The organism is Rhodobacter sp. CZR27 (assembly GCF_002407205.1).
Lineage (GTDB): Bacteria > Pseudomonadota > Alphaproteobacteria > Rhodobacterales > Rhodobacteraceae > Cereibacter_A.
Genome location: NZ_CP023549.1, coordinates 120,802 through 137,331, shown reverse-complemented (window position 1 = coordinate 137,331; position 16,530 = coordinate 120,802). Strand labels below are relative to the sequence as shown.

Below are 16,530 nucleotides of genomic sequence, written 5' to 3'. Positions count from 1 at the left end.
TCATCCCAGCGCGGCGGAGAGATCCGTCCACAGGTCTTCGGTCGACTCAAGCCCGACCGAAAGGCGCAGAAGATCATCAGGCACCGGCGAGGTCGGCCCCTCGATGCTGGCGCGATGCTCGATCAGGCTTTCCACCCCGCCGAGCGAGGTTGCCCGCGTCCAGACCCGCACTCGCGCCGCGGTTGCGATGGCGGCCTCGCGCCCGCCGGCAACCCGGATCGACAGCATCCCGCCGAAGCCGCCGTGCATCTGGCGCCGCGCCACATCGTGGCCCGGGTGACCGGGCAGGCCCGGATAAAGCACCGCCACCACCCGGGGATGCGCGGCCAGCCGGTCCGCCAGCAGCGAAGCCGACTCGCATTGCCAGCGCAGCCGCGCAAACAGCGTGCGCAGCCCGCGCTGCAGCAGCCAGGCCTCGAACGGGCCGAGGATCGCGCCGTTCTGGCGCTGGATCGCCTCGATCCGCGACCAGACCTCGTCTCGCCGCGCGGTGGTCAGGGTGCCGGCGACCACGTCGCTGTGGCCGTTGAGGTATTTCGTGGCCGAATGCATGACGATATCGGCGCCCAGCTCCAGCGGCCGGGTCAGGACCGGCGTGGCCACGGTGGAATCCACCGCCAGCCGCGCCCCCGCCGCACGGGCGATTTCAACGATGGCGGCGATGTCGGCCACCTCCCATGTCGGGTTGGCGGGCGTTTCCAGCCAGATCAGCCGGGTCTGACCCGGCCGCACCGCCGCCGCCACCGCATCGAGGTCCGACGTGTCCACCAGATCGACCCGCAGCCCCCAGCGGGTGGCGAAATCCAGAAGCCACCCGCGCAGCGCCCAGTACATCACCCGCGGCGCCACCACGTGATCGCCGGGGGCAAGGGCCAGGAACACCGCCGTCGCCGCGGCCATGCCGGAAGAGAAGAGCAGCGTCGCCTCGCCGCCCTCGAGCCGGGTCAGCGTCTCGGAGGCCGTGTCGAAAGTCGGATTGTCGGCGCGGGCATAGACGCGGCCGCGGGAATAGCCGGTGTCGGCGTCGCGCTCGTAGGTGGTCGAGGGGTGGATCGGCGGGATCAGCGCCCCGGTCGCGCCGTCGATATGCCCCAGCGCCTGCGCGGCCAGCGTCTCGGGGGCAAGCGGGCGGTCAGTCATGCGCGGCAACCTGCAGCGCGATGGCCGGCGGCACCATCAGCGTCTGAAGCACGACGCAGTAACGCTCGGCCAGTTTCGTCAGCGTGTCGATGCGCTCCTGCGGTTCGGGCGTGTCGAGGTCGAAGCGAAGGCGGATCGCCGAGAACCCCACCGGCGCCTCGCGATCCACGCCCAGCGTGCCGCGGAAATCCAGATCGCCCTCGGCGGTGACGGTGCCGCCGCGCAGTTCGAACCCGATGGCCGTGGCCACCGCGTTCAGCGTGACGCCCGCGCAGGCCACCAGCGCCTGAAGCAGCATGTCGCCCGAGCAGGCCTGCGTGCCGCTGCCGCCGGTGGCTGGATGCAGACCGGCCTCGACCAGCGCCCGGCCGGTTTCCAGTCGACATGAGAGGCCCTCGCCCAGCGTGCCACTGGCCCGAAGCGTGACTCGCGCCGCCTCGGGATCGGCCTTGTAGCTTTCCTTCAGCGGCGCCTGTAGGGCGCGCAGGTCTTCGGCGTTCATGTCGGCTCCTTCTGGCTGGCCCGGTGGCGGCGGATGATCTCGTCGACCGCTTCGGGATCGGCGAGTGTCGTCGTGTCGCCCAGATCGTGGTAGTCTCCGGAGGCGATCCTCGCAAGGACGCGGCGCAGGATCTTGCCGGCGCGGTTCTTCGGCAGCGCCGGTGCCCAGAGCAGCGCCTCGGGCGTGGCAATGGCACCGATCCGTTCGCGCACCAGCGCCATGATCGCGGCCTTCAGGACCTCGTTTTCCGGCTGGTCGGCCTTCAGCGTGACGAAGGCGAAGATCGCCTGTCCCTTGACCGGATGGGGGACGCCCACCACTGCCGCCTCGGCCACGGCGGGGTGGCTCGCGATGGCGCCTTCCAGCTCGACCGTGCCCAGCCGGTGGCCCGAGACGTTCAGCACGTCGTCGATCCGCCCGGTGATGCGGTAATAGCCCTGGCCATCGCGCTCGACCCCGTCGCCGGTAAAGAAGTGGCCGGGGAACGGCGAGAAATAGGTGCGCAGGAAGCGGTCGTGGTCGTGCAGGATCGTCCGCGCCTGCGCGGGCCACGAGCCTGCGAAGCACAGGCTGCCGCGCCCCGCGCCGGCCACGGGGCGGCCGGCGGTGTCCATCACCACGGGCCGGATACCGAAATAGGGCTTGCCGGCGGCGCCGGGCTTGTTCGCCACCGCCCCCGGGATCGGCACCAGCAGCACCGAGCCGGTTTCGGTCTGCCAGTAGGTGTCCACGATCGGGCAGCGCCCGCCGCCCACCGTGTGATGCAACCATCGCCAGGCGTCGGGATTGATCGGCTCGCCGACCGAGCCCAGCACGCGCAGCGAGGACAGGTCGTGGCGGCGCACGGGCGCCTCGCCCTCGCGCATCAGCGACCGAACCGCGGTGGGGGCGGTGTAGAAGATCGCCACACGGTGCTTTTCAATGATCGACCACCAGCGCGAGGGATCGGGGAAGGTCGGCACCCCCTCGAACAGGACCGAGGTGGCGCCGTTCAGCAGCGGCCCGTAGATCTTGTAGCTGTGGGCGGTCACCCAGCCCACATCGGCCGTACACCAGAACACGTCGCCCTCGTGCCAGTCGAAGATGGTGCGCCAGCTTGTGCCCACCTGCACCAGATAGCCGCCCGTGGTGTGAAGCAGCCCCTTCGGTCGCCCGGTCGAGCCGGAGGTATAGAGCACGAACAGCGGATCTTCCGCCCCGACCTCGACGGGCGGGCACCAGGGATCGGCCGCGGCCAAGGCCACAGCCCAAGGGATGTCGCGCCCCGGGGTCATTGGCACGGGGGCCCCTGTGCGGTCGGCCACGATCAGGTGCGCGACGCCTCCGGCCGCGGCCGCCGCGCGGTCGGCATTCCGCTTGAGCGGCACCACGCGGCCACCGCGCAGCCCCTCGTCCGCGGTGATGACCACGCGCGCGCCGGCATGGCGGATGCGGTCCGCCAGCGCCTCGGCCGAGAAGCCGCTGAACATCACCGAATGGACCGCGCCGATGCGGACGCAGGCCATCATCGCGACGATCGCCTCGGGGATGACGGGCATGTAGATCGTGACCACATCGCCCTTGGCCACTTTCAGCCCCCGCAGCACGTTGGCGAGGCGGTTAGACCTGATCGGCCAGTTCGGCCCGTGTGACGGTGCGGCTTTCCCCCGGCCGGTCGCCCTCCCACAGCAGTGCGGGCTGATCGGCCTTGGCCGGCAGGTGCCGGTCGATGCAGTTGACCGAGGCGTTCAGCGTGCCATCGGCGAACCAGCGGATGCGCAGGTCGGCCGGGTCGAAGTTCGTATCCGAAACCTCGCGGAACGGGCGGATCCAGTCGAGAAAGGCGGCCTCGGCAGCCCAGAAGTCGTCGGGCGTCCGCAACGACTCGGCATAGCGGCGGCGGTAGGTCGGCAGATCGACATGGGCGCGCGCCGCAAGATCCTGTGGAACAGGGCAAGTTCGGTCATCGGGTATCGGGCCGAGACGATCTCGACGCCGGGGCCATGGCTCCGAGGCGGGCCAGTGCTGCGCCGGTGTGCCCGGCCAGCATGATGCGGACAAGGCTGCGCGCACCTGCCTGCCCGGGGCCGACCTTGCGCGCCTCCCATTCGGGCGGCAGGTCCACGCCGGTCGCGGCGACCGCGAAACGTGCCGCGATGGGTGTGGCGGGGCGGGTGAAGACGTCGAACACGGGGCCGCTTTCGACGATCCGCCCGGCCTCGAGCACCGCCACCCGGTCGCAGATCTCCTTGATCATCGGGATCTCGTGGGTGATCAGCAGGATCGTCACGCCAAGGTCCCGGTTCACCTGCCGCAGCAGCCGCAGGATCAACAGTGTGGCTTCAGGGTCGAGCGCCGAAGTCGCCTCGTCGCACAGCAGGATGCGGGGATCGTTGGCCAGCGCCCGGGCGATGCCGACACGCTGCTTCTGCCCGCCCGACAGTTCGGCCGGGTAGCAGTCGCGCTTTTCGGCGATGCCCACCAGATCCAGGAGCCGCTCGACCCGTGGCCGGATCCGCGCGGCCGGAACCCCGGCAATGACCAGCGGCAGGGCCACGTTCTGGAACACCGTGCGCGAGGAAAGCAGGTTGAAATGCTGGAAGATCATGCCGATCGAACGCCGCTCGCGCCGCCAGTCGGCTTCGTCAGGGCGCCAACCTCGCGGCCGAACAGGCACACCCTGCCCGAGGTGGCATGCTCGAGCCCGTTGACCAGCCGGATCAGCGTCGACTTTCCGGCGCCCGACGGGCCGATGACGCCGGTGATCGACCCCGGATCGACGCTCAGGCTGACATCTTGCAGCGCCGGAACCGGGGCCTGGCCCCGACGAGCGGAATAATCTTTCGACACATGCTCGAATGCCACGGCGGGGAGCGTTCCGGCGGCAGCTTCGGCCAGGGTGGACGGCAGGGCGGACAGGGGGCGCAGCAGGCTCATGTCTTCTTCCCGCGCTGGGTCGGGATGTCGGCACTTGGCAGGGCATGGTGGGCAACCTTCTGTTCTGACGAAACCTTTTCTCAGGGAATTGATAAGGGCCGGGCGCCGCGCGGGCCAATCCAAAGACCGGCGGAATACGATGCGTCCCGTCTCCCCGCGGGCCGTTCGGGAGAAGACCATTCCCCGCCCGTGGCGGGCTGGCCGACCGCATCCGGTGCCCGGGCATCCGTCGATGCAGAGATAGACGGGCAGCTCAGGAACAACTCTCCCCGGCTGCGCAGATTAGGAGGATTAATCTCTACCAGACAGGTCGTCTTTGGAATTCGGCGTGGAACGTCCCACGCCTACAGTCGGTGCCGGTCGACATCCGACACCGGCCGTGGGGCGATTCCCGCCGGCTGCCAGACAAGAAACACGAGAGGACGACAGATGAAGACGACTCGCCGCCACCTGATCGCGGCCCTTGGCCTTGGCGCCACGTTGGGCCTTGCGCTTCCCGCCTGGGCCGCCGACCCGCTCAAGATCGGCGTCTCCGCCGGCCCCTATGGCGACATCCTTCGCCACACGGCCGAACTGGCGGCGGCGCAGGGCATCGAGGCCGAGATCATCGAGTTCACCGACTGGCCGCTGATCAACGAGGCGCTGGCGCATGGCGACCTTGATGCCAACAACTTCCAGCACATCCCCTATCTTCAGAACCAGATCACCGCGCGCGGTTTCGATCTTGTGCCGGGGCCGGCCTCGATCGTGGTGCCGACCGGGGTCTATTCGGCGCGGTTCACCTCGCTCGCCGACCTGCCCGAAGGCGGAACCATTGCCATTCCGAATGATCCCAGCAACGCGGCGCGCGCGCTGTTCCTGCTGGAGAAGGCCGGCGTGATCCGGCTGAAGGAAGGCGCGGGGATCACGGCGACAGTGCTCGATCTGGCCGGGAACCCGCGCAACCTGCGCTTTGTGGAACTGGACGCGGCGCAGCTTCCCACCTCGTTGCCCGATGTGGATGCCGCGGTCATCACGCTGAACTACGCCGTGCTGGCGGGGCTCGACCCGAAGACGGCGCTGATCCTGGAAGACGAGCACAGCCGCTGGCATCTGGTCTGGGCCACCCGCCGCGACAATGCCGAGGATGCGCGGCTAAAGACCTTCATCGACCTCTACCGCTCGCCCGAGGTGAAGGAGTTCATCCTGACGCGCTTCGACGGCACCATCCTGCCCACCTGGTGAAAGGGATTTTCACTATGCCTTTTCCGCAAAACCGATGGGCCGGCCTGACCCCCTCGCCGGCAACTAATGTGCCGCTGTCGCCCCTCACCTTCCTGCGCCGGACGGCGCGGGTCTGGCCGGAGCAGGTCGCCGTGATCGACGGCGACCGGCGCTTTACCTGGGCCGACTACGCCGAGCGTTGCCGCAGGCTCGCCGGGGCGCTGGCCGCGCTTTCGGTCGAGGCGGGCGACGTGGTGGCGGTGCTGGCGCCGAACGTGCCGCTGATCCTCGAGGCGCATTTCGGGGTGCCGCTGGCCGGGGCGGTGCTGAACCCGCTGAACACCCGGCTGGACGGGGCGGGGCTGGCCTTCATCCTTGCGCACAGCGAGGCGAAGGTGCTGCTGGTCGACGCGAGCCTTGCGACGCTTGCGGCCGAGGCCCTGGCGGGCCTTGACCATCCGCCTGTGGTGCTGGTGGCGGGTGATGGCCCGCTGCCCGCCGGGCTTTCGGGCGCCACTGACTACGAGGCCGCTCTGGCCGCGGCGGTGCCCGCGCCGTGGCGGCTGCCCGACTCGGAATGGGATCCGATCGCTGTCAACTACACCAGCGGCACCACGGGCAACCCGAAGGGCGTGGTGCTGCACCACCGCGGGGCCTATCTTGCCGCGCTTTCAAACATGGCGGTGCTGGGCCTGCGCAGTGACAGCCGCTATCTTTGGACGCTGCCCGCCTTTCACTGCAACGGCTGGAGCGGCATCTGGGCCGCCGCCGCGGCGGGAACCACGCAGGTCTGCCTGCCGCGGGTCGATCCCGTGGCGATCCTGAACCGGATCGAAGAGGCGGCGATCACCCATCTCTGCGCCGCCCCGGTTGTGCTGACGATGATCCTGAACGTCCGTGACGGCGTGCCCGAGCGCGGCTCCGGCAGCCGCCCGGTCATCATCGGCACAGGCGGTGCGGCGCCGACCTCGGCCGTGCTGGCCGCCGCGGCGGCGCGCGGCTTCGATGTGATCCATATGTATGGCATGACCGAAAGCTATGGCCCGACGACAGTTTGCGCGCCGCAGGCCACGTGGGCCGACCTCGCCCCGGCCGATCTGGCCGCGGTCCGCGCGCGGCAGGGGGTGCCGCTGGTGGCGGTCGAGGATGTGACAGTGCTTGATCCGGAGGGCCGGCCGGTTCCGGCCGACGGCCGGACGCTGGGCGAGATCGCCTTTCGCGGCAACACGGTGATGCTCGGCTATCTGAAGAACCCGGCGGCCACGGCCGAGACGCTGGCGGATGGCTGGCTGCGCACCGGCGATCTGGGCGTCCTGCATCCCGACGGCTATCTTGAGGTCAAGGACCGCGCCAAGGACATCATCATCTCGGGCGGCGAGAACATCAGCTCGCTCGAGGTCGAGGAAGTGCTGTCGCGCCATGCCGCCGTGCTCGAGGCGGCGGTGGTGGCCGAGCCTCACCCGTTCTGGGGCGAGTCCCCGGCCGCCTTCGTCACGCTGCGCACCGAAGGCCCCGCGCCGTCCGGTGCCGACCCCGTCGCCTGGGTGCGCGATCACCTTGCCCATTTCAAGGCGCCGCGTCGTGTGGTGTTCCGCGACCTGCCGAAGACCGCCACCGGCAAGATCCAGAAGTCAGTCCTGCGGGAAGAGGCCCGGCTGATTGCCGCGGCGCAACCGGCGCCCTGAGTTGGTACCGTGGCGCGAACTCGCGGAAGGCGCCCGCTCCTGCGGGCGCCGGTCCGTGACATCCTGCGAAGGAAGGGCAGCCCTTCAGTCTCGCCGGTCCGCGGATGCTGATGCGGCAGGGACGGATTGCGCTTCCCGAGACGGAAGACGAGTGACGAGCGCGTGAGCCCGCCCGAGCAGACAAAGCAGAGACGGCCGATGGGCCGCGGGCCCAGGCTCCGGCAAGGGGACCAGCAAACGGGCAAGCTCAGGGTCGGGTCCGCAGTACATCACTTCACCGGATGCCCGTCGCTGAGCCGCCGGGGGAACTCAGGCTTCCCGACGGCGGCAGAATGGCCCCCACCATCGCCGGATAGGCCAGCAGGACCACCGCAAGCGCGATCGGGCAGGTGAGCCTTGCCGACAGGATGCGCGCCTGTGACATTCCCATCCCGCGGGCACTGGTCCGGGTCCCCGGACCTGACTTGATGTCGACACTCCCGAAGCTCGTCTGCCTTGCATGCATCGGTCCCTCCACTCCCCCTTCATCCTGGTGGTTGAACCTCTCCGTTCCCCTCTCCAGGTCGATGCCTTCCGTCGGCGCGGCATGGCCGAGCATTTTCAATCCAGCCCCCCGCCCGTGCCGGCTCGCCGACCGGATCACCGCCTATGGGTCGGTCGTGTTGACGGGATGGACCGTGGTGTCCTTCATGCGCTCCATGGCGAATTTCGAGGTAACGTTGCGGGGGGCGGTGGCCTCTGTCAGTCGCTGGTAGAAGCGGTCGAAGCTGGGCATGTCCGGCATCACGACCTTCAGCAGGTAGTCGACGTCGCCGGCCATGCGCCAGACGCCCACGACCTCGGGCAGGGCGGTCACCGTCTCGACGAAGCGCGCCCGCCAGGCGGGGCTGTGGTCGGGGGCCTCGATCTCGACGAACACCGTCAGGCCCAGCCCGATCCGCCCGGGATCGACCAGCGCCACCCGGCCGGTGATCACACCCGCGTGTTCCAGCCGCTGGATGCGCTTCCAGCACGGGGTCTGCGACAGGCCCACCCGGTCGGCGAGCTGCGCGATCGAGATCGAGCAGTCGCGCTGCAGCTCGTGGATGATCTTGCGGTCGATCCGGTCCATGGCCGGTGCGCGGGGCGGAGAGTCCGTGTGTGTGTCGAGCATCGTCATCCATCCATCCTCACGGGGGGTGTCCACGCGCGGGAGCGCGGCGGAAGGGGGCCGAGGGGACGGCCGGGGCCGAGCCACTCGGGTGCGAGCGAAGCCCGCAGCCGCTCGGCCACCTGGCCGAGCGCGACCGGATCGGCCGGGGAGAGCCCCGGCAGAAGCGGTTGCAGCCGGTGGCGCAGCAGAGCGTTCCATTCCGGCAGCGCCAGCCGGGCGCGCCGGTCGGGCAGCACCACCGCCCGCAGCCGGTGCTGAAGCTCCGGTTCCGCCAGCCAGACCGCATGGTTGCGCGGTCCGGCGCGGCGCAGCCGCCATCCCTTCACCGCCAGCACCCGGATCGCGTCCAGCAGATCGGGCGGCAGCCGCGGATCTGGGCGGAACGGGGCGGTGGTCGCCCATAGCGCGAGGCGCGCGGCCAGCAGGGCTGCAGGCGCGCCGCCGGGACTTCGGTCCGGATCCATCTTTCAGGCCGAGATGAACTGTCGGACGAACTCGGTCCTGGGGCGGGCGCGGATCTCGGCAGGCTTTCCGATCTGCTCGATGCGACCCATCGACATCACCACCACCAGGTCGGCGAGCTCCATGGCCTCGTCCTGGTCATGGGTGACGAAGACCGTCGTGAGGCCGGTCTCGTCGTGGATGTCGCGCAGGCCCTGGCGCAGTTCCTTGCGCACCCGGGCGTCGAGCGCGCCGAAGGGCTCGTCCAGAAGCAGCATCCGCGGCTCGATGGCCAGCGCCCGGGCGAGGGCGACCCGCTGGCGCTGGCCGCCCGACAGCTGCGCCGGATACCGCGCGCCGATGTCGGGCAACTGGATCAGGTCGAGCAGCTTGTGGACCCTCCGGTCGATCTCGGCCGAGGTCGGCCGGCTGCGGCGCGGGCGGGCGCGCAGCCCGTAGGCGATGTTCTCGAACACCGTCATGTGCCGGAACAGCGCATAGCTCTGGAACACGAAGCCCGCGCGCCGCTCCTGCACGGTGAGGCCGGTCGCGTCCTGCCCGTCGAAGAGCACGCGCCCCGAGGTCGGGAACTCCAGCCCGCCCAGGATGCGCAGAAGCGTGGTCTTGCCCGAGCCCGAGGGCCCCAGCAGCGCGATCAGCGCTCCCGACGGGATGGAGAGGCTCACGGGGTGCAGCGCCGCGGTGGGGCCGAAGCTTTTCGCGATCTCGTCGATCTCGATATGCATGGGCGGTCTCCCTAGTGCCGGTGGGTGGCGGCAAGCTGGTCGGCGTAGCGCCATTCCAGCGCCGACTTCAGTGTCAGCGTGACAAGGGCCAGCGCCGCGAGCAGCGCCGCCATCGAGAAGGCCGCGACCGAGAGATACTCGTTGTAGAGCATCTCGATCATGATCGGCATGGTGGAGGTCTTGCCGCGGATCTTGCCCGAGACCACCGCCACGGCGCCGAACTCGCCCATCGCGCGGGCGTTGCAGAGCAGGACGCCGTAAAGCAGCGCCCAGCGGATGTTGGGCAGCGTCACGGTCAGGAACATCCGCAAGCCCGAGGCGCCGAGCGTCAGCGCGGCCTCCTCTTCGGCCCGGCCCTGTTCGGTCATCACCGGGATCAGCTCGCGCGCGACGAAGGGGAAGGTGATGAACATCGTGGCCAGCGCGATGCCCGGGATCGCGAAGACGATCGGGTAGCCGTTCGCGACCAGCCAGCCGCCGATGGCCGAGTTCGCGCCGAAGAGCAGCACGAAGCAGAGGCCCGCAACGACTGGCGAGACCGAGAACGGCAGGTCGATCAGCGTGATGAGGAAGGCCTTGCCGCGCCAGTCGAACTTGGTGATCGCCCAGGCCGCCGCGATGCCGAAGGCCGCGTTCAGCGGCACCGCGACCGCCGCTACCGTCAGCGTGAGGCGGATCGCCGACAGCGCGTCGGGATTGCCGAGCGAGGCCAGCGCAAGCGCCGCCCCGTCGGCCAGCGCCTCGGCGAAGACGGTGGCGAGCGGCGCGAAGACCAGCACCGAGAGCACGGCCAGCACGAGTAGGATCAGGCTGCGGCGCAGCCAGACCGGCTCGGCGGTGGCCGGCAGCGGGGTGTGGATCGAGATGGCGGTCATCGCAGGCCTCCCGCATGAAGCACCAGTGCCGGCACCGCGGCCGCGGAGGCGGCAAGCAGCAGCCCGGCCGGGCCGCTCAGCGCGAAGAGGACGAAGGCGGTCGCCAGCCGGAGCTTGCCCTGCCGGAGGGCCGTGCCGGCGGCGGCGAGCGCAACAGGCCCGCTGATGACGAGGGCCAGCGAGGGCGCGGGACGGGGTTTCGGTTGCATGGTCGTTCTCCTCACACCGCGCCCATCCGGCGCCGGCTCCAGATCTGGACGAGGTTGATGGCAAGCAGCAGAGCGAAGGAGATCCCGAGCATGGCCAGCGCGATGGCCACCGCGCCGTCATAGTCGAACTCCTCGAGCCGGATGACGATGAGGAGCGGGGCGATCTCGGTCGCCATCGGCAGGTTCCCGGCGATGAAGATCACCGAGCCGTATTCGCCCACCGCCCGCGCGAGCGAGAGCGCGAAGCCGGTGAGCAGCGCGGGCGTCAGCATGGGCAGGATCACCCGGCGGAATGTCATCAGCCGCGAGGCGCCGAGCGTGGCCGAGGCTTCCTCGACCTCGCGGTCGATCTCCTCGATCACCGGCTGCACCGAGCGCACGACGAAGGGCAACCCCACGAAGATCAGCGCGACCCAGATCCCGGCCTCGGTATAGGCGATGCGGATCCCCAGCGGCTCGAGCAGGCGGCCGAAGGCGCCGTTCGGGGCGTAGAGCGCGGTCAGCGCGATGCCCGCGACGGCCGTGGGCAGCGCGAAGGGCAGGTCGACCGCCGCATCGATGATGCGGCGACCGGGGAAGTGGTAGCGCGCCAGCACCCAGGCGAGCGCGAGGCCGAAGACGAGGTTGAAGGCCGCGGCGACCAGTGCCGCGCGGAACGACAGCAGAAGCGCCGCCTGCACCCGCTCGCGTCCCAGCAGCGCGAGGATCTCCGCCGGCCCGACCAGCGCGCCGCGAAAGAGCAGCGCCCCGATCGGCAGCAGCACGACGAGCGACAGCGCCGTCAGCGTGACGCCCATGGCAAGGCCCAGGCCAGGCAGCGGCGAGGGGGTGGCGAGTGCAGGCGACCGCATCACTTGGCCTCGTAGATCTGGTCGAAGATGCCGCCGTCGCCGAAATGCTCGGGCTGCGCCTTGGCCCAGCCGCCGAAGTGGCCGATGTCGACCAGTTCCACATCGGGGAAGCGCTTCACGTCGGCGGGATCGGCTTTTGATGCATCCCAGGCGCGGTAGTAGTGCTTGAAGGCCAGCGCCTGCCCCTCGGGCGTGTAGAGGAAGTCGAGGTAGGCATTGGCAAGCTCGCGCTGCGCGTCCGAGGCGATGTTGCCCTCGACCACCGTGACCGGCGGCTCGGCCAGCACCGAGACGGAGGGCACGACGATGTCGAACCTGTCCTCGCCCAGTTCCTCGAGCGCGAGCCAGGCCTCGTTCTCCCAGGCGAGCAGCACGTCGCCCAAGCCACGCTGCGCGAAGGTCGTGGTCGCGCCGCGCGCGCCAGTATCCAGCACCGGCACGTTGCCGAAGAGGTCATGCAGGAAGGCCTTCGGATCCTGGCCGTTCTTCTCGGCCCAGGCCCAGGCGGCAAGGTAGTTCCAGCGCGCCCCGCCCGAGGTCTTGGGGTTCGGGGTGATGACCTGCACGCCGTCCTTCACCAGGTCGCCCCAGTCCGAGATCGCCTTCGGGTTGCCCTCGCGCACCAGGAAGACGATGGTCGAGGTGTAGGGCGAGGAATTGTGCGGCCGCTTCCCCTGCCAGTCGGCCGGGATCTTGCCCGACTTCGTGGCGATCGCATCAATGTCGGAGGCGAGCGCCAGCGTCACCACCTGCGCGTTCAGCCCGTCGATCACCGCGCGGGCCTGCGCGCCCGAGCCGCCGTGGCTGGTCTCGATGTCGGGTGCCTCGTGCCCCGCCGCTTCCCACGCCTTCGCAAAGGCCTGGTTCACATCGCGGTAAAGCTCGCGCGTCGGGTCATAGCTCACGTTCAGCAGCGTCTCGGCCCCGGCCGGCGCGCCAAGCGCCGCAACCAGCGCAAGGCCCGCAACGGCCAGCGCCCGCGGGAAACTCTGGAAGGTCTGCGTCATCGGTCTCTCACTTTTCCTGTCGGTCGTCGCGTTGGTGTCGGTCGTCGGACCGGACCGCTCGTGCGGTCCGGCGTTTTCCTGCCGGTCAGATCCTGGCGCGCGGGTCCGGAACCCGGCTCACCTCGGCCCGCCAGAGTCGCGGATCCCGGTCCTCGAGCAGGCTGGCCAGCCCCTCGGTCGCGTCGCGCGTGTAGATCACCAGCGGCATCCCGTTCACCCGCATCACGGCGCCGGTTTCGCGATGCACCAGATGCAGGCTCCAAACCGGGCCCGCCCGGTCCGCGTCTCGGTCGCGGCACATGCGCCGGAAGCCCTGCGGCTGACGGCTGTCGAACGCTCTCGCTTCCATGGTCGTCTCCCTGGCTTCCGACGGCTCCTTGCCGCCCCGATTAATACGACAGATGAAATCGTGATTGGCAAGGAAAGAGATCGGGCGATCTTCGGCAGTGCGGGAGAAGGATTTTCTCCGACCCGTGCGGTCACGGGAGGAGATCGGGTGGAAACCTGCCCGGGCCGCCCCTCGTCGCCGCGGAAGGGGGTTGCGGCAAACGGGCATCCGCAGCCCGCAAGGGTCTTCCCGTCCGGTGCGCTGCCTGATTTTCGGGCAAGGTCCGCGGGTTTCGGCAGATGCGGGGGGCATGGTGCCTTGGATTACGGGCGACACTGCGAATCACCGCGGCCCGCGGCCCGATCCCGGCCCTCGCCATGTGCCGGAAATACACGACCGAGTTTGCCGATTTGGCTTGTCGCGCGGAAGGCGGGGCCATAGGCTTTTGCGATGATCACGCAAAAGATGAAATACGCGCTGAAGGCCCTGATCGTGCTGGCCGAGGAGCGCGCGGGCGAGCGTCGGGCGCTGCGCATCGAGGATATCGCCGCGCGGTCCGGCACGCCGAAGCGGTTTCTCGAGCATATCCTGCTCGACATCCGCAACGCGGGCTACATCGCCAGCCTGCGCGGCCGGTCGGGCGGCTACCAACTGATCAAGGAGCCGTCGCAGATCCCGCTGAGCGAGCTTCTGCGCCAGATCGACGGCCCCATTGCGCCACTGCCTTGTCTCTCGCGCCGATCCTACCAGCCCTGCGAGGACTGCACCGACGAGGCCTCGTGCCGCATCCGCAAGGTCTTTGCCGAGATCTTCTGGTCCTATCTGCTGCTGATCGAGTCCCTCACCCTCGCCGATCTGCTGGGAACCTCCGTCGCCGCAGAACAGATCATGTCCGCCCCGACCGCTCCAGCTACCAGGCACGATTGACCGCAGCTCGGTGCCGGGCACCCCCGGGATCCGCGACGCCGACCGCCATGCAGCAACCGGCAAGTTCGGTAGGTCATGTTGCGGGAATGAGATGGGGCACGGGTTCGATCCCCCGGGTATGGAGGTTGGCCGCAGCCTCGATGACCACCTCGGGCGGCTGGTCGGGGAGGTCGCCGAGGATACGCGGGGGATGCCTCGATCACCGTTGCCCGTGGCTCCCCATCGGGGGTGTGACGACGTGCAGCGTCACCGAACTGGCCGCTTCCGCCTTCGGCTGCGACATCAGACGGCCAATGTCGTCGAAGCGGGCAAACACGTGGCCGTGCGGCCGTGGCTCTCACGCCGTGGGCACCGTTCCCCCGTCGATCACATATTCCGTCCCGGTGATGCTCCCCGCGCGGTCCGATGCGAGGAAGGCGATGAGGCTGGCGATCTCGGCGGGGGTCGAGGGGCGGCCGAGAGGGATGCCGCCGAGCGATGCCATGATCATGCGCTTGCCGCCTTCGAGATCGGTGCCCGCCTCGGTGGCCAGACGCTCGGCCAGCCGGAGCGAGGCATCCGTCGCGATCCAGCCTGGGGCGACGCGCACCACGCGCACGCCCTTCGGCGCCACTTCCTTCGACAGGCTCTTGCTGTAGGCCGAAAGCGCGGCTTTGGCGGCGGCATAGCCCGTGGTCGCCTCGGGCAGCGGCAGGAGGCGCTGGATCGAGGTCACATGCACGATGACGCCCGACCCCTGCGTCACCATGCCGGGCAGCAGTGCGCGGTCGAGGCGGACGGCGGACATCAGGTTCAGGTTCAGCTCCGCCTGCCATTCCGCCTCGCCCAGGGCAGCGAACCCCCCGCCCGGCGCTGAGGATCCGCCGAGCATGTGGACCACGATGTCCACTCCGCCCAGCCGGTCGCGCACCGCTGCGGCTACCGTTTCGCAGCCCTCGAGCGTCGTCAGGTCGGCGGCGACGAACATCTCCTCGGGCAGGACCCCGGGGCGGTTGCGGGCCGAGGTCAGGACCTGCGCCCCCAGTTCGCGGAAGAGCGCGAGCGTGGCTGCGCCCGCGCCTTGCGTGCCGCCGGTGATCAGGGCGCGCTTGCCCTGCAGCGTCAGGAACCCGGTCATCAGCCGATCCTCAGATCGCGGATGCAGTTGCCCAAGAGGCCAAAGGTGAAGGTCAGCACCGCCGGGCTGCCCGGGAAATCGCCGCTGACCCGGGCGCGGACCACGGTCTTGCCGCGAACCTCGGCCAGGTCCAGCGGTTCGGCCCGATGGCGGTACTTCGCCTTGGCGGCCTGCCACCAGGCCTCGATCTCGGCGGGGCCGTGATGGATCTGCCCTTCGTCGTGGACGATGGCATCCGGGGCGAAGGCCGCGGCAAAGATCGCGCCATCCTGCGGGGCTTCGGCGGAGAAATGGGTCCGGATCGGGGCGGGAAGGGTCATGGGATGCTCCTGTCTGGTCTGATCCGACAATACGCCTCGACGGACCACACGATAATCGGGATAGATCGGCATCTGGTGATGACAGAAACGGGACAATCATGGAAACCGGGTTGAAGGGGCTGGAGGCGGTGCTGGCCATCGCGCGGAAGGGCTCGTTCCGGGCGGCGGCACTGGATCTGGGCCTGTCCACCACCGCGCTCTCGCATACGATCGGGCGGCTGGAGGCCAGCCTCGGTGTGCGGCTCTTCCACCGCACCACCCGCAGCGTGGCTCTGACCGAGGCCGGGCGCGATTTCGTCGCCCGCATCGCCCCGGCGCTGACCGAGATCCGCGCCGCGATGGACACGGTCCGGTCGCAGCGCGAGAAGCCCTCGGGGATGCTGCGGATCAACGCCTCGGTGCAGGCCGGGCGGGCGGTGGCGCCGCTGGTCCTGGCCTTTCTGCGCCGCTATCCCGAGATGCAGGTCGATCTGGTGACCGAGGGGCGGCTGGTCGATATCGTGGCGGAAGGCTTCGATCTCGGCATCCGCCCGGCCGATCTGGTGCCGCGCGACATGATCGCGCTGCCGCTGGGCCGCCCTGAGCGCCATGCCGTCGTGGCCTCTCCCGCCTGGCTGGCCCGGCATCCGGAGCCGCACTCGCCCGCCGATCTGGACCCCGAACAGTGCATCCGAGTTCGGTTGCCGAACGGCGCGCTGCTGCGCTGGCCCTTCGAGAAGGACGGGGTGCCGCTGCCCTTCGAGGCCAGGGGACGCCTGACGGTGGACGAACCCGCCATCGCCCGCGCCGCCGTGCTGGACGGCGCCGGGATCGGGTATTTCATCGAAGCGGACGTGGCCGAAGACATCGCCGCCGGCCGCATGATCCGCCTGCTGGAGGAGTGGACGCCGAACCGGCCCGGCTTCAGCCTCTATTACTCCGGCCGCCGCAACCCCTCGGCCGGGTTCACGGCCTTCCTCGCCATGGTGCGTGCGAGGGAGGGGGCATGACGCGGGAAGCGGCAACGGATGCACGTTGTCGGTGAAACCCCGGCCCCATACCGCCCGCTCGGCCCGTGGAGCCCGGCCGCGTGAAGTCGCCGCTTGAATATGTCCCAGCGAGAGGCCTGTC

The 16,530-nt window shown here is 69.7% G+C and carries 19 protein-coding genes and 1 pseudogene; 4 read left to right on the top strand and 16 right to left on the bottom strand.

Annotated elements, in window-relative coordinates; genetic code table 11:
• From CK951_RS16830 to CK951_RS22130, 5 genes and pseudogenes are all read right to left on the bottom strand, one after another.
• The gene (locus tag CK951_RS16830; RefSeq protein WP_096787423.1) at positions 1–1,140 is read right to left on the bottom strand and encodes a PLP-dependent aspartate aminotransferase family protein; all 1,140 of its coding nucleotides are present in this window, start codon (positions 1,138–1,140) and stop codon (positions 1–3) included.
• Positions 1,133–1,642 (bottom strand): OsmC family protein, encoded by a 510-nt coding sequence (locus tag CK951_RS16825; RefSeq protein ID WP_096787422.1) that lies wholly within the window; start codon positions 1,640–1,642, stop codon positions 1,133–1,135. The genes CK951_RS16830 and CK951_RS16825 overlap by 8 nt, the downstream gene beginning before the upstream one ends.
• Positions 1,639–3,588: pseudogene (acs, locus tag CK951_RS16820) on the bottom strand (acetate--CoA ligase). Before acs ends, CK951_RS16825 begins: the two are co-directional and overlap by 4 nt.
• Positions 3,585–4,229: a methionine ABC transporter ATP-binding protein gene (locus CK951_RS22135; RefSeq protein WP_394341573.1), complete on the bottom strand. Its 645-nt coding sequence runs from the start codon at positions 4,227–4,229 to the stop codon at positions 3,585–3,587. Before CK951_RS22135 ends, acs begins: the two are co-directional and overlap by 4 nt.
• Positions 4,226–4,558 (bottom strand): ATP-binding cassette domain-containing protein, encoded by a 333-nt coding sequence (locus CK951_RS22130; protein ID WP_394341572.1) that lies wholly within the window; start codon positions 4,556–4,558, stop codon positions 4,226–4,228. The genes CK951_RS22135 and CK951_RS22130 overlap by 4 nt, the downstream gene beginning before the upstream one ends.
• 429 nt (positions 4,559–4,987) lie before the next feature.
• Here CK951_RS22130 and CK951_RS16810 point away from each other — a divergent pair, with 429 nt between their 5' ends.
• Positions 4,988–5,782, top strand: coding sequence for a MetQ/NlpA family ABC transporter substrate-binding protein (locus CK951_RS16810; RefSeq protein WP_096787421.1), 795 nt, complete (start codon positions 4,988–4,990; stop codon positions 5,780–5,782).
• A 14-nt stretch (positions 5,783–5,796) separates the two neighbouring features.
• Positions 5,797–7,446: an AMP-binding protein gene (locus tag CK951_RS16805; protein WP_096787420.1), complete on the top strand. Its 1,650-nt coding sequence runs from the start codon at positions 5,797–5,799 to the stop codon at positions 7,444–7,446.
• 274 nt (positions 7,447–7,720) lie between these two features.
• Here CK951_RS16805 and CK951_RS21140 read toward each other — a convergent pair whose 3' ends face one another.
• The 9 genes from CK951_RS21140 to CK951_RS16765 all read right to left on the bottom strand — a co-directional run bounded on the left by CK951_RS21140 (position 7,721) and on the right by CK951_RS16765 (position 13,077).
• Complete coding sequence (locus tag CK951_RS21140) at positions 7,721–8,050, bottom strand: hypothetical protein (RefSeq protein ID WP_157764612.1); 330 nt, start codon at positions 8,048–8,050, stop codon at positions 7,721–7,723.
• 42 nt (positions 8,051–8,092) lie between these two features.
• On the bottom strand, positions 8,093–8,605 hold the full coding sequence (locus tag CK951_RS16800; protein WP_198402496.1) for an Lrp/AsnC family transcriptional regulator: 513 nt from the start codon (positions 8,603–8,605) through the stop codon (positions 8,093–8,095).
• Entirely contained in the window at positions 8,602–9,063 is a 462-nt protein-coding gene (locus CK951_RS21135) for a hypothetical protein (RefSeq protein ID WP_157764611.1), read from the bottom strand. Before CK951_RS21135 ends, CK951_RS16800 begins: the two co-directional genes overlap by 4 nt.
• Positions 9,064–9,066: 3 nt before the next feature.
• On the bottom strand, positions 9,067–9,786 hold the full coding sequence (locus tag CK951_RS16790; protein WP_198402495.1) for a sulfate/molybdate ABC transporter ATP-binding protein: 720 nt from the start codon (positions 9,784–9,786) through the stop codon (positions 9,067–9,069).
• An 11-nt stretch (positions 9,787–9,797) separates the two neighbouring features.
• Positions 9,798–10,661 (bottom strand): sulfate ABC transporter permease subunit CysW, encoded by an 864-nt coding sequence (gene cysW, locus CK951_RS16785; protein ID WP_096787417.1) that lies wholly within the window; start codon positions 10,659–10,661, stop codon positions 9,798–9,800.
• Positions 10,658–10,870, bottom strand: a complete 213-nt coding sequence (locus CK951_RS16780) for a hypothetical protein (RefSeq protein ID WP_096787416.1) — start codon at positions 10,868–10,870, stop codon at positions 10,658–10,660. Before CK951_RS16780 ends, cysW begins: the two co-directional genes overlap by 4 nt.
• Positions 10,871–10,881: 11 nt before the next feature.
• Positions 10,882–11,721 (bottom strand): sulfate ABC transporter permease subunit CysT, encoded by an 840-nt coding sequence (gene cysT, locus CK951_RS16775; RefSeq protein WP_096787415.1) that lies wholly within the window; start codon positions 11,719–11,721, stop codon positions 10,882–10,884.
• On the bottom strand, positions 11,721–12,728 hold the full coding sequence (locus tag CK951_RS16770; protein ID WP_096787414.1) for a sulfate ABC transporter substrate-binding protein: 1,008 nt from the start codon (positions 12,726–12,728) through the stop codon (positions 11,721–11,723). Before CK951_RS16770 ends, cysT begins: the two co-directional genes overlap by 1 nt.
• 85 nt (positions 12,729–12,813) lie before the next feature.
• Complete coding sequence (locus CK951_RS16765; RefSeq protein WP_096787413.1) at positions 12,814–13,077, bottom strand: hypothetical protein; 264 nt, start codon at positions 13,075–13,077, stop codon at positions 12,814–12,816.
• A gap of 429 nt (positions 13,078–13,506) precedes the next feature.
• On the opposite strand from CK951_RS16765, the gene CK951_RS16760 reads away from it, so the two are divergent.
• A complete protein-coding gene (locus CK951_RS16760) occupies positions 13,507–13,983 on the top strand; it encodes an Rrf2 family transcriptional regulator (protein ID WP_096787412.1) in 477 nt (158 codons plus the stop codon).
• 337 nt (positions 13,984–14,320) lie between these two features.
• On the opposite strand, the gene CK951_RS16755 is transcribed toward CK951_RS16760, so the two are convergent.
• Together CK951_RS16755 and CK951_RS16750 are read right to left on the bottom strand one after the other, a co-directional pair.
• Entirely contained in the window at positions 14,321–15,100 is a 780-nt protein-coding gene (locus tag CK951_RS16755; protein ID WP_096787411.1) for an SDR family oxidoreductase, read from the bottom strand.
• Positions 15,100–15,420: a nuclear transport factor 2 family protein gene (locus tag CK951_RS16750; protein WP_096787410.1), complete on the bottom strand. Its 321-nt coding sequence runs from the start codon at positions 15,418–15,420 to the stop codon at positions 15,100–15,102. Before CK951_RS16750 ends, CK951_RS16755 begins: the two co-directional genes overlap by 1 nt.
• A gap of 98 nt (positions 15,421–15,518) precedes the next feature.
• On the opposite strand from CK951_RS16750, the gene CK951_RS16745 reads away from it, so the two are divergent.
• The gene (locus CK951_RS16745) at positions 15,519–16,409 is read left to right on the top strand and encodes a LysR substrate-binding domain-containing protein (RefSeq protein WP_198402494.1); all 891 of its coding nucleotides are present in this window, start codon (positions 15,519–15,521) and stop codon (positions 16,407–16,409) included.
• Positions 16,410–16,530: the final 121 nt, after the last annotated feature.